Origin of the sequence: Lysinibacillus sp. NPDC096382, assembly GCF_044762845.1 — a bacterium.
Taxonomy (GTDB): domain Bacteria; phylum Bacillota; class Bacilli; order Bacillales_A; family Planococcaceae; genus Lysinibacillus.
Genome location: NZ_JBIWFC010000001.1, coordinates 17,794 through 30,812 on the forward strand (window position 1 = coordinate 17,794; position 13,019 = coordinate 30,812).

13 protein-coding genes are annotated in these 13,019 nt (G+C 37.6%); 12 read left to right on the plus strand and 1 reads right to left on the minus strand.

The features are described from left to right. Nucleotides 1–3: 3 nt before the first annotated feature. On the plus strand, nucleotides 4–2,007 hold the full coding sequence (locus tag ACIQZA_RS00100) for a putative bifunctional diguanylate cyclase/phosphodiesterase (RefSeq protein WP_400939101.1): 2,004 nt from the start codon (nucleotides 4–6) through the stop codon (nucleotides 2,005–2,007). A 257-nt stretch (nucleotides 2,008–2,264) separates the two neighbouring features. On the opposite strand, the gene ACIQZA_RS00105 is transcribed toward ACIQZA_RS00100, so the two are convergent. Further along, on the minus strand, nucleotides 2,265–2,879 hold the full coding sequence (locus tag ACIQZA_RS00105) for a TetR/AcrR family transcriptional regulator (protein WP_400939098.1): 615 nt from the start codon (nucleotides 2,877–2,879) through the stop codon (nucleotides 2,265–2,267). A 499-nt stretch (nucleotides 2,880–3,378) separates the two neighbouring features. Here ACIQZA_RS00105 and ACIQZA_RS00110 point away from each other — a divergent pair, with 499 nt between their 5' ends. The 11 genes from ACIQZA_RS00110 (at nucleotide 3,379) to ACIQZA_RS00160 (ending at nucleotide 12,647) form a co-directional block, all read left to right on the plus strand. After that, complete coding sequence (locus ACIQZA_RS00110; RefSeq protein ID WP_402880233.1) at nucleotides 3,379–4,302, plus strand: NAD(P)-dependent oxidoreductase; 924 nt, start codon at nucleotides 3,379–3,381, stop codon at nucleotides 4,300–4,302. 15 nt (nucleotides 4,303–4,317) lie between these two features. After that, nucleotides 4,318–5,838 (plus strand): CoA-acylating methylmalonate-semialdehyde dehydrogenase, encoded by a 1,521-nt coding sequence (locus ACIQZA_RS00115; protein ID WP_400939093.1) that lies wholly within the window; start codon nucleotides 4,318–4,320, stop codon nucleotides 5,836–5,838. A gap of 91 nt (nucleotides 5,839–5,929) precedes the next feature. Continuing rightward, nucleotides 5,930–6,691: a 3-hydroxybutyrate dehydrogenase gene (locus ACIQZA_RS00120; protein WP_402880231.1), complete on the plus strand. Its 762-nt coding sequence runs from the start codon at nucleotides 5,930–5,932 to the stop codon at nucleotides 6,689–6,691. Nucleotides 6,692–6,707: 16 nt separating this feature from the next. Then, nucleotides 6,708–7,892, plus strand: a complete 1,185-nt coding sequence (locus ACIQZA_RS00125; protein WP_400939088.1) for an iron-containing alcohol dehydrogenase — start codon at nucleotides 6,708–6,710, stop codon at nucleotides 7,890–7,892. 152 nt (nucleotides 7,893–8,044) lie between these two features. Next, nucleotides 8,045–8,602 (plus strand): HIT family protein, encoded by a 558-nt coding sequence (locus tag ACIQZA_RS00130; protein WP_400939085.1) that lies wholly within the window; start codon nucleotides 8,045–8,047, stop codon nucleotides 8,600–8,602. A gap of 280 nt (nucleotides 8,603–8,882) precedes the next feature. Continuing rightward, the gene (gene fadH, locus ACIQZA_RS00135; protein ID WP_400939082.1) at nucleotides 8,883–9,650 is read left to right on the plus strand and encodes a 2,4-dienoyl-CoA reductase; all 768 of its coding nucleotides are present in this window, start codon (nucleotides 8,883–8,885) and stop codon (nucleotides 9,648–9,650) included. A 206-nt stretch (nucleotides 9,651–9,856) separates the two neighbouring features. Further along, nucleotides 9,857–10,096, plus strand: a complete 240-nt coding sequence (locus ACIQZA_RS00140) for a hypothetical protein (RefSeq protein WP_049668244.1) — start codon at nucleotides 9,857–9,859, stop codon at nucleotides 10,094–10,096. Between the two features lie 243 nt (nucleotides 10,097–10,339). Then, nucleotides 10,340–10,780 (plus strand): cyclic-di-AMP-binding protein CbpB, encoded by a 441-nt coding sequence (gene cbpB / locus ACIQZA_RS00145; protein WP_400939079.1) that lies wholly within the window; start codon nucleotides 10,340–10,342, stop codon nucleotides 10,778–10,780. 68 nt (nucleotides 10,781–10,848) lie between these two features. Continuing rightward, on the plus strand, nucleotides 10,849–11,742 hold the full coding sequence (locus ACIQZA_RS00150; protein WP_132357897.1) for a transcriptional regulator CcpC: 894 nt from the start codon (nucleotides 10,849–10,851) through the stop codon (nucleotides 11,740–11,742). Nucleotides 11,743–11,844: 102 nt separating this feature from the next. Next, nucleotides 11,845–12,036, plus strand: coding sequence for a DinB/UmuC family translesion DNA polymerase (locus ACIQZA_RS00155; RefSeq protein WP_323653085.1), 192 nt, complete (start codon nucleotides 11,845–11,847; stop codon nucleotides 12,034–12,036). Nucleotides 12,037–12,365: 329 nt separating this feature from the next. After that, entirely contained in the window at nucleotides 12,366–12,647 is a 282-nt protein-coding gene (locus ACIQZA_RS00160; protein ID WP_400939076.1) for a YolD-like family protein, read from the plus strand. Nucleotides 12,648–13,019 lie beyond the last annotated feature (372 nt).

Sequence of the window (13,019 nt, forward strand, 5' to 3'; positions counted from 1 at the left end):
ATAATGAAAAAATATAAAGAGAGTGTAGCGCAATTTGCAGACTATCATCAATTCATACAACTCAACCCATTTGATGCAATCGTATGTTTGAAAAAAGTTGATACAAAAGCGTTTGAAGTCGTAAATTTTAACGAAAAGCTACCGTCATTTATTAAGCTACAAGATGTGAAAGCCACCAACGCAGAACAATTTTTTACGGAGCAATGTTGGCTACAATTATCAAATATATTACAACAAGAATTTAATAAAGACCAAAATCTAAAGGAAAGTACGGAGCACACAGTAAAAACATTTGTTGTTCGTGTACTGCCCTTAGAAAAATCAGTTATAGCCGTTATTCTACGGGAGAAACAGAATGAGGTAGTACCGTATTTGCAATTTGTGGAACAGCACGTAAGTCCGGTATTAACAACTGATTTACAAGGTCGCATTATTCACCAAAACGTTGTTGCCACTTCTCTATTGTCAAAAGAACATCAAAGCTTGATAGGCCAAAATATTTTTTCATTATTAGAGAGTAAGTATATCAACGAATTTAAATTATTATTTGCAAAAACTATTGAGGGCTCAGCATTTGGTATGCCCCAATGTATGTTTAAAGGTCAATTGCTAAGTAAAGAACCATTTTATTTAAGAACGCATCCAACGTATTTTAATGGTGAAATTATAGGTGTACACTTATTTGTGAAAGAAGCCACTTCATTTATGAATGATCATGAGGCCTTTTATTACCTAGCATTAATGGATGAATTAACGGGTATATGGAATCGCAAGGCTTTTAAGGAGCATTGGCTTCAGCATTTAAATGGTAAAAAGCATAATAAGCAAGCAGCTATTATTTTAGTGGATATTGATCGCTTTAAAAAGTTTAATGAATCCCTTGGTGAAAGTAAGGGTGATGAACTTATGCGAATGTTTAGTCATAGACTTCGTGAGCTCTGTTACTCCAAATGCTCGCTTTATCGTTATAATAGCGATGAATTTATTTTTGTGCTAAAAGATGCAACCGTCAACAAAATTGAACTTACGGCTAATGCTATTTTAGACGCATTAAAGCAACCATTTATGATTGATGGGCAGGAATACTTTATTAGCGTGTCAATTGGTATTTCACTCAGTCCAGCAGATGGCAAGGATTTAGAAACACTTGTACGTAAAGCGGATAAAGCATTGTTTTCTGTAAAAGAGCATGGGCGTTCACACTACCGTTACTATCGTGAAGATATGACAACTATTTTTCCAAATGAAGCGCTAATGGAGGCCCATTTACGTCGTGCTATCGAATTTAATGAGCTAAGTATCCATTTACAGCCACAAATGGATTTAATGAATAACAGCATCAATAGTTTTGAGGCGTTATTACGATGGAATAATCGAAAATTTGGCTTTGTGTCTCCTGCACAGTTTATACCTATTGCGGAGGCATCCGGTTTAATAATTGAAATCGGTGATTGGATTATTGACGAGGTATGTCGCTATCAAAAAGAGTGGCAGATGAAGGGCTATCGACCAGTGCGAATTGCCATCAATATTTCACCAAAACAATTTAGGAAAGAGAACTTTGCTCGGAAAATTAAAACGGCCTTGAAAAAGTATAATGTGCCACCTGAATTATTAGAGGTGGAAATTACCGAAAGCTCCATGACGAATGTTCATGAAACATTTTCAATTTTAACTGAATTGAAGCAATTAGGTGTTTATGTTTCGGTTGATGATTTTGGAACAGGCTATTCATCTTTAAGCTATTTAAAGCGTTATCCGATAGATATCATAAAAATTGATCAATCATTTATAGCTGATATTACGAAAGATGATAAAAATGAGGCAATTATTAAGGCCATTATTTCAATGTCTCATAACTTGGGATTAGAGGTCATTGCTGAAGGGATCGAGGAGCCATCACAGGTTGATTTCTTAAAACGTCATTGTTGCCAAAAAGGCCAAGGCTTTTTATATAACAAGCCATTACCTGTAGAAACCATTGTTAATAAATATTTTGTCAGCTAATGTAAACAAGTCAAGTAGCACTTCATCGTGAATTGGATGAAGTGCTACTTTTTTTAGAGTTTGACCTGATCACCTCACCGTTCAACCCGATCATATAAGGGTCAAACCTGATCAAATCTCCTAGCTATCCGATCGAATAGTGGCTTTACCCGAGCAGTTTTCCGGGCAACTTGAACGAACGGAGATACAGTCGGATTAGAAAATGACTTCACCCGAGTGCAATAAGTTTCCACATGAGCAAACTCTTTTAAATTTAGCTAGTTATTTTCTACTTTCAATCCATCTAACACAATAGCTGTAAATTGCACCATTTCTGCTGATAAATCGAAGTCTTCATTATGGATTAACCAATCATAGACATTTGCACGCATACAACGCTGAATAATTGCTTGAATTTGACTAACTTCTAAATCTTGACGAAACTCGCCAAGTTGAATACCTTCTTCGATATAAGTGTTCATAATTTGGAAAATCATTCTTTGTGGATTTATTAAATAATGATCTTGTTCCACTTGATTTGTCATTGCAGCAGTATACACTGTTCGTAATAAATCTTTTCCAACAACATTTGTTAAATACTTCATTTGTTCTTTATAGAGCAATAAAATTTTTTCACTGGGCGGCAATGTACGATCAATATTTTTTTTCACAGAGCCATAAAAACTATCTAGCTCTTTAAATTTTTCTAAAATAACATCGTACTTGGATGGAAAATGTGTGTAAAATGTTCCTTTTGATACATTACATGCTTTAGTAATCTGCTCAACAGATACATGCTCGAATCCATGTTTATTAAATAAATCTAATGATACTTTGAGTAATTTTTCCCGTGTTTCTAATGCCTTTAATTGTCGACTAGTTAATGAATTCATATTTCGATTTTACCTCCATATTTAAGGCTCATCACCAAATGTTGTGGATGACAGTTGTTAAAGCATATGCCATGTATATTAGTAGATTGGAGTGAAGACTGGCGATTCCTTGGGGATTAGCAATAGAGGAACGAAGGCTAAGAGCATCACATCCTGTGATAACGCCTTCGTGACCAACATCGTGTTGCTGCCGCTACGTTACACTACGCTTTCGCACAAATGCCCCAAGCGACTCATCGGACGCCCCCAGGAAGCTTCGCTCTGTGCGAAAGCGAAGCGGCAGCTAAAGCGCCCGGTAGGAATGGAAATCAACCACACGTTATGATGATGAGCCAATTTTAAGTATTTTAAGATATTTTCCACAAAAAATATTCTGAAAATATAAAATTTTTTAATTGACGAGATGGATTTGTTTTGATTATGATTTAATTGACCGCGGTCAATTAAAGAATCTCGTTATTAATGTTACGATAAAAGAGTAGAGTTTGGCTAGTGTTCATTGAATTTTCAAGTTAGGGGGAGGTCAATAATGACGGAGAAATTAGGTTTTATCGGCTTAGGCAATATGGGGTTACCGATGTCAGTAAATTTATTAAAGGCTGGCTATAAGGTATATGGCTTTGATACGAATTCACAAGCAGTGGAGCAATTTAAAAAAGAAGGTGGAGTTGGGCTTCCAACAGCAAAGGAGGTTGCTGAACAAAGTGATATTATCATGACGAGCTTGCCAACACCACAAGTAGTGGAACAAGTATATAGATCTGAACAGGGTATAATGCACCATGCTAAGAAAGGAAGTTTATTAATAGACTTTAGTACGGTAAATCCCGAATTGAATGATTCCTTACATAAGGAAGCACAATCATTGGGATTACGTTATCTTGGGGCACCTGTTAGTGGGGGTGTTATAGGGGCTATTAATGCAACACTTACGATAATGGTTGGTGGTGAAGAGGAAAATTATCAAACTGGGTCTGGAATATTTCGAATAGTAGGAAAAAATATTTACCATCTAGGTACATCCCCAAGTGTAGGTACACGTATTAAATTACTCAATAATTTAATGATTGGATTCTATACAGAAGCAGTCGCTGAAACAATCGTGCTTGGTGAAAAGATGGGTATTCATGCAGATACGCAGTATGAAGTATTAAGTAATAGTTATGGTCAAAGCCGTATTTATGAACGTAATTATTTAGAGTACATGAAAAACGACAACTATCAGCCAGGCTTTTCTACAAATCTATTATTAAAAGATTTGAAGCTAGCGAAAGATATGGCAGAAGAAGCAGGGGTACCACTTCGAATCGGGGAAAAATTAGTGGAGCTTTATAGTGATATTTCTCAGCAGGGCTATGGAGAAAATGATATGTCTGCAACTTATTTAAGTTTAAAAGAACAATGTAAAATTGGACAAATTTAAAGGGGGACTAGAAGTATGACAACAGCACAAGACATTAAAACTTTAACACACTTTATTGGTGGGGAACTAGTAGAAGGGAAAAGCGGACGCTTCGGTTCAGTATTTAATCCAACGACGGGTGAGGTCATTGCCAAGGTGCCACTTGCTACTGTAGAAGAAACTCGAGAGGCAATCGATAAGGCACAGGCAGCATTTCCACAATGGAGAGATACGTCAGTAGCTAAACGTGCCGAGATTGTATTAAAGTTCCGTAATCTTATAACTGAAAATATGGAGGAGCTTTTACAAATTATTTGTTCGGAAAGCGGTAAAACAATTGAGGATGCGAAAGGTGAAATTACACGCGGTGTAGAGTCGGTTGACTTAGCTATCAATGCACCTCATTTAATGAAGGGAGAGTACTCCGTTAATGTTGGTGGTGACATTAATGCCTACTCTGCAAAATATCCATTAGGTGTTGTAGCGGCTATTTCGCCATTTAACTTCCCAATCATGGTGCCTTTAGCGCAAACAAGTATGGCAATTGCCGTCGGTAATGCAGTTATTTTAAAAGCTTCCGAACGTGTTCCTATGACTGCTTTATTTGTTAGCGAGCTTTGGAAAAAGGCTGGGTTACCAGATGGTATTTGGACGGTAGTAAATGGAGATAAAGATGCAGTTAATGAACTATTAGAAAACCCGAGTGTGGAAGCAATTTCATTTGTAGGGTCGACACCAGTTGCCAAATATATTTATGAAACGGGCTCGAAATACGGTAAACGTGTCACAGCACTTGGTGGAGGAAAAAATAATATGGTTGTTATGCCTGATGCAGATCTTGATCAGGTAGCAAATGCGTTTATTGGAGCAGCTTATGGAGCAGCCTCTCAACGTTGTATGGCTATTTCTACGATTATGCCTGTGGGAAAGGATACTGCAGATCGTCTTGTTGAAATATTAAAGGAGAAAATCGCTAATTTGAAGATAGGCTCATATACAAATCCAGAAACAGACTTTGGCCCTGTCATTTCACAGCAATCGAAGGAAGCGATTATTGCTGCGATCAATCGAGGAGAGTCTGAAGGGGCAACAGTTGTTTGTGATGGTCGTGAACTTGATATTGTCAAAGATTCAAAAGGATTCTTTGTAGGGCCAACATTGTTAGATAACGTAAAACCAGGTATGGAAATTTATGAACAAGAAATATTTGGCCCAGCGCGAAATGTTGTACGTGTTGATTCATTGGACGAAGCCATCCAACTTATTAATAAGCATGAGCTTGGAAATGGGGTAACCATTTTTACGAATGATGGTTTAGCAGCTCGTAAATTTACAACAGAAATCGATGTTGGAATGGTTGGTGTGAATGTACCAATTCCAATCCCGGTAGGCTACCATAACTTTGCTGGATTTAAAGGCTCCCGTTTTGGAGAAGGTCATATGTTTGGTCCAGATCAAGCACGCTTCTTCACAAAAACAAAAACAATATCAGAGCGTTGGATGACAGGGCATGCTTCGACAGCATCTACGTTTGCATTCCCAAGTAATAACGACTAATACAAATGAAGAGCTGTATTCTTTTACAGCTCTTTTTAAATGTTCAAATCTTCAAATCATAGATAGGATTTATTACTCCAGGAGGGATTGCGTGAAAGGAAAAATAGTTTTTATTACAGGAGCAGCCCGAGGTATCGGGTTATCCATGGCACTAACGTTTGCTGAGCAGGGAGCAAATGTCGTGATAACAGATATTAATGAACAGCTTTTAGCGGAGGCAATTAAACACTATCCGCAATTAACAGCATACACATGTGATGTTACGAATGAACAGGCAATATGTGATGCGATTGACTTTACTGTTAAAAAGTTTAAGACAATAGATATTTTAATTAACAACGCAGGATTTCAGCATGTTTCTCTTATAGAGGATTTCGCGACAGAAATCTTCGAATCCATGCAAAAAGTGATGCTTGTTGCACCTTTTATAGCAATGAAATATGTCTTACCACATATGAAGAAAAATAAGTTTGGACGCATTATTAATATGGCATCCATTAATGGCGTTATTGGGTTTGCAGGTAAAGCAGGCTACAATGCTGCCAAACATGGGCTAGTTGGTTTAACGAAAGTGGCGGCACTAGAGGTTGCAACTGAAGGGATAACCGTGAATGCGATTTGTCCAGGGTATGTCGATACAGAATTAGTACGTAATCAGTTTACAGATTTGGCGAAAACAAGGGGAATTCAAGTAGAAGAAGTGCTTGAGCAGGTGCTTTATCCACTCGTTCCTCAAAAACGTTTACTAGATGTATCGGAAGTTACAGGACTTGCGCTTTATTTAGCTAGTGATATCGCAAAGGGTATAACAGGTCAAGCAATACTTTTGGATGGCGGTTATACAGCACAATAGCTTAGGAGGATTAGATATGATTCAAACAAAAACAATCTATACGGTTCATTCGCCAGGAACGATCGTTTATGGACGAGATTCTTTTGAAGAAGTAGGCGATTATGCAAAAAAATTGGGGACTAAGGCTCTTATCATTAGTGATCCAATAATGGATAGTTTAGGCTTTGTTAATCAATGTAGTGCTTTATTAAGAGCTAGTGGATTAGAAGCGGTTTCATATTTAGGCGTAACAACGGAACCAGTAGATACGTATGTAGCAGAGGGGCTTCATAATTTACAATCTGAGGGCTGCGATATTATTATTTCCGTCGGCGGTGGTAGCTGTATCGATACAGGGAAAGCAATCGCAGTAGTTGCAACGAATGGTGGTTACATTGGTGATTATATGAAAATGGCAAAAATAGCTGAGCAAGCACCAATCCCACATATTGCGATACCGACAACGGCTGGTACTGGTTCAGAAGCCACGGATGCAACAGTCATTACGAATACGAAAAATGACGTGAAAATGATGATTAAGCAACCTGCATTTATGCCAACCATCGCCATTGTAGATCCGATTTTAACGGTTACCTCTCCACCCGCTATCACTGCAGCGACCGGTATCGATGCATTAAGTCATGCTATTGAAAGTTATTTATCTCGTTTAGCACATCCTTATTCGAATGTACTGGCACTATCAGCCATGGAGTTAATTGTTAATAATATTTTAAAAGTTTATGAGCAAGGTAATGATATTGAAGCGCGGGAAGCGATGTCGCTAGGCTCAATGCAAGCAGGTCTTTCATTTTCAAATGCCTCTGTTGCTTTAGTACATGGCATGTCTCGTCCAATTGGAGCGTTATTCCATGTGCCCCACGGTATTTCAAATGCCATGCTTTTACCAGCAGTATTAGAATTTTCAAAGGATGCTTGTGTCGATCGACTAGCGGATTTAGGTAAATTTTTTAATAGAGATAATGGGCAGTTATCTCTAGAGGAGCTTGCCGATTTAGCTATTGTTTCGATAAAGGGAATTTGCAAGAAGATGGATATAGGGAATTTAAAACAATGGGGAATTGAAGAACAAGCCTTTTACGCAGCTATCCCAAAAATGACAGCTGATGCAATTGCTAGCGGTAGCCCTGGAAATAATCCTAAGGTTCCGACACAGGAAGAGCTTATGGAACTTTATAAAATGGCCTTTCATTATGAGTTTTAGAATTTCGAAAAGAAACTGTCTAAAATAGGGTTACAAATCATATTTAATTTGTAACTTTTTTTTTATTGATTATGTTATTTTGAAAATTTGAACAGAGGAGTGGGGGGTAATGGAGGAATGTTTTATTTGTAATAGTCCCTACTCTCGGAGATATGACTCTAGAAGAAGCAAAAGCATTTGGTGTTATTATGGCTAGAGTCAGTAAGGCAATAATGGAGTGTGAAAAGACAGAACATATTGATTCATTAGCTTCAGTAAATTCAGTACCACATTTGCATATGCATTTAACTCCCCGATATCCTAACACCCCTAAACAGTATTGGGGACCAAATGATGTATATGATTGGGAAGATGCTCCGATGGGTGACAATAGCGAAGTTGTTAAACTTTGTACACGTATTAGAGCATATCTGGAGCGTAATTCTATAGAAGATTTTAGTTGGATAGGTAGCCAAGACAACTTCATAGATCACCCAAATCTTTATCAAATTAACCATGTTATTGTTGGACGATATGGTAACTCCGATGCAGGCCAATATAAAAACGAAGATGGTTGTTTAGTATGGCTCGATGAAAAGCAAGATTGGGAATTTTCCATTTTACTAGATGCTCATAATACATCTGAGAGTGCTCAAATCATTATCGGGCAATTTTTTTATTATAAAGATGTAAACATGATGAAACTAAACATTTATTATCATTACCGATAAACCATAAAATCTTCAAAAAGCTTGAAGATTTTAACTATATTTAGTTCTTACTACCCGCGCGCACCAGAGAAATACTCGCGAAAGAGAAGCAGATCCCCGCGCGTTATGGAAAAACTGCGAAAGAGAAGCGAAAACAGCGCGCCAGTAAAATACTCCCACAACTTAAGAATCTCTGCTAACAGGACTGCCCCTATTGTTTTACAGAATTAATATGACATATACGAGAAAATATAGTAATATTTATATGAATCACCATTCATTTTTAAAAGGGGGAAATCGTATGTTGCAGGGGAAAACAATTATTATAACGGGTGGATCAAATGGCATGGGGCTTTATATGGCAAAGAAATTTGTTGCTGAAGGGGCAAATGTTGTCATTACAGGTCGTAACGAGGAGCGATTAGCAGAGGCGAAAGCCTTTATTTTAGAGGCCGGAAAAGCGATTGAAACGTTCCAAATGGATGTTCGAGTACCGGAGCATGCAGAGGCAATGCTAGCATTTGCTGTTGAAAAGTTTGGACAAGTTGATGGGCTTGTGAATAATGCGGCTGGTAATTTTATAGTGCATGCAGAGGATTTATCACCAAATGGTTGGAAGACTGTTATTGATATTGTTTTAAATGGGACATTCTTTTGTTCTTCGGCAGTCGGTAAGTACTGGATTCAAAATAATATTAATGGATCTATTCTTAATATGGTTGCAACATATGCATGGAATGCAGGTGCTGGTGTTATTCATTCTGCGGCAGCTAAAGCAGGTGTATTGTCATTAACTCGAACGTTAGCTGTTGAATGGGGGAAACAATATGGCATTCGAGTAAATGCAATTGCTCCTGGTCCAATTGAGCGTACAGGTGGTGCGGAAAAGCTTTGGGAATCAGAGGCTGCAGCTGCTCGTACGCTAGACTCTGTTCCATTAGGCCGGATAGGTACTCCTGAAGAAATTGCAGATTTAGCTACATTTATAATGTCTAATAAAGCAAGCTATATGAACGGTGAATGTGTGACACTTGATGGCGGGCAATGGCTTAATCAGTATCCATTCTAACTTCTTTCAGCAATTGTTTTCTGTAGCGAAAGCAAAGCGGCAGCGGCAAATGTTTTCTGCGCGAAAGCGAAGCGGCAGCGGCAAATGTTTTCTGCGCGAAAGCGAAGCGACAGCGGCAATTATGGGAGGCTAATTGATAACAAAAACTTTGCATAATGGAGAGCCGAGTTGACGCATACTAAGGGTAAAGAAAGGAGTTTTGCCGAATGGGTATGTGGTTAATACCGGCTCTTATTGCCATTACGATTATTTCTGCCATTTCGCTTGTGTCGACGCTGAAAATTGCTAAAATGACGTCTCAACGGAAATCAGAAAACGATACGCCGATTTCTGAAACCGTTGAAGAGTATGCGACTATGCTCAACCCAGTTGTTTGGGTATATATCATTTTTTTACTCTTTTTGGGAATAATGATTTTTTATTACTGGAGTAAGGCTGGCTATTAAGTAAATAATATCTTCATTCAGTTCATATGCATAAATGAGGCTGAATGAAGATTTCTCCATTGCCCTCAAAACCCTCCTATATATGCACTTTCGATACTTAGTTTTGTTCAAAATGCTAAAATAATTCGTTGCTTTATAAAAACTCTTCTCGGCCTTGTCGTGGTCATAAAAGGAATAGTTATGATATGATAAAAGGGAAGCATCCTGTTCTGCAAAGCGAGGACAGAAAAGGAGAAGAAGTTCATGATTTCAACTAACAGCAAAGACTTATTAGCAATGCCAATTAGTGATTTTATTATTTCATCTGAAAAGGTTGCGCATGTACAAATTGGAAATAGTGCGGAACATGCACTCCTAGTACTTACACGTACAGGGTATTCATCAATACCTGTTTTAGATTTGAAATATCGACTTCAAGGTTTACTAAGTATGAAAATGATTACTGAATCCATTCTTGGACTAGAACATATTGAATATGAAAAGCTACCCGATATTAAAGTGGATACAATAATGGAGAAAGATATCGCTGTATTAAAGTTGACGGATACTTTTCAGCGAGCGCTCGACTTAGTTATTAATCACGCCTTTTTATGTGTTATAGACGAAGAAGGAACATTTGCGGGAATTTTAACGAGACGTGTTATATTAAAGCAATTGAAAAAATATATTTATCAAAAAGAGTAGTAGTTTAAGAGGGGACTCAGATGAAAATCATGAGGCCCTCTTTGCTTGTATCGGAGGTTTACTGATTGATGGCAACGGAGGCTGAAATTTTAAAAGTACTAGCAGAGGAACGTAATATGCGTAAAGCAGCAGAACGTTTATTTTTATCTCAACCAGCACTTTCACAACGGTTGCAGACTATTGAAAAGGACTGGGGTGCGCAGTTATTTATTCGTTCGCAAAAAGGACTTACGGCGACACCTGCTGGAGAGCTTATTATTGCCTATGCAACTGAAATGCTCAGCAAAAAAGAAGAGATATTTGAAACAATCCAATCATTAACGACGAAAGTAAACGGGACATTGAAAATCGCCTGTGCATCGATTGTCGGCCAAAACTGGCTTCCGATAATATTAAAGGATTTTGTATCGAAATATCCTGATGCAAAAATCTCTCTTATGACTGGCTGGAGTTCTGAAATAGTAAAAGCGCTTTATGAAGGTGAGGCTCATATAGGGATTGTACGTGGGCAGGTTGATTGGAAAGGGGAAAAAATTCACCTATTTCGTGACACCCTTTATTTAGTAGATCAAGAGCTAAAAACTATAGAAGACGTCTTGACGACAGACCGACCTTTTATTCAATATAAAAGTGATTCCAATTACTATCAGGAAATTCAACAATGGTGGCAACAGCATTTCGCTTCAAATCCACGAAAACAAATTTTAGTTGATCAGATTGAAATTTGTAAGCAAATGGCATTGAACGGCATTGGTTATGCTATTTTACCTTCCATTACTTTAAATGATCATGATGGTATTAATAAAATAGCGTTAACGAATAATGAAAAAGAATTTGGTATAACGCGTGATACTTGGTTAATTGGCTATGAATCTTCATTTGAATTACGACAAGTAGAGGCTTTTGTAGAAGTAGTGCAAGACCATGCGCGATGTTTGTTTGATTATACGAAAAAAAAATAATATATCAAGGCAGTCTCAAGCGATTCACTTGGGGCTGCTTTTTTGTGCACCCGGTATGTGCAACGACCACTACAGGTTTGGCGGTAGAAACTGTTAGTGAAGATGCGTGATTATCATACGCGTACGGAGATTTTAGTGGTGTTATTAGAAATGTGTGAGGATATTGCGAAAAGAGCCCGTTTAGGTGGTTATGTAGGAAGTACGATATCACTTGGTTTGTCTTATAGTCACGCTGCGATGACAAAAAGCTTTCATCAATCAAAAACAATTGTAGAACCCACAAAGAAACAATGAAAATTTATGCTGTGTGTATGGAATTACTTGATATTCATTTTGTGGGTGAACCAGCCCGACAGCTTTCTGTACATATCTCAAATTAAGAACTTGTGTGTAGTATTCAGCTTGACCTCTTTGATACTCGGAAATAACAACGACAAATACTCGGACATACGATGGATTCCATTCGGGAGCGTTTTAGGGCAACTTCTTTACTTCGAGAGGTCTCTTTTACAGAAAGTGAATCCGCCATTCAACGTAATTTACTTGTCGGTGGACATATTGGTTAAAGGGAATGACAACTATGATTAAAGATCGAGGTACTATAAATTGGACTACGATGAAAAATGCTTCGTGATTGGAAGAAGGAAGAAGGTTGTTTCTTGCCTAAAGAAAAGACCGGGTGGGAGCTAGAGGAGCTGCAACAAACGATTCAACATGCTGCACGTACAAAAAATGCTCTACATCTCACATTATGGCAAAATACGTCTTGGCATAATGAAACAGAAATTATTACAGCAATAGATACGGCAAAACGTGAACTGCTATTTGAAACAAAAACAACAATAAAACGAATCCCACTCTCTTCCATCTATGCTGCAAAGCTAATGGATGAGTACGATGATTAATCGTAAGGATCGTTATTATGTTAATGAATTTATAGTAAGTAAATACAAACTAGAATTTTATACATGTTGTAGCTGGTAATTTAACCGAAAAACGCTGTGAGATCAACGATGTATAAAATTTTGCATATACAATACATAGTGATTCAACCGAAAAGGTAGTCACGACAAGGGTTTGGACCTGGTTGTGACTGCCTGATTCTGATGTTATGTAAAGTCAAAGTGTATGGAAATGTATAAGGTTCACTCATGAATGGATAATATTGGAATCCTATATTACTCAAGTTATTTACTTGTGAATTTACAAATTTATGTTATTGTGGTTAATATAAGTGTTACTACCAAATTTTAACTTTGTTGGTAGAACTTCAATTA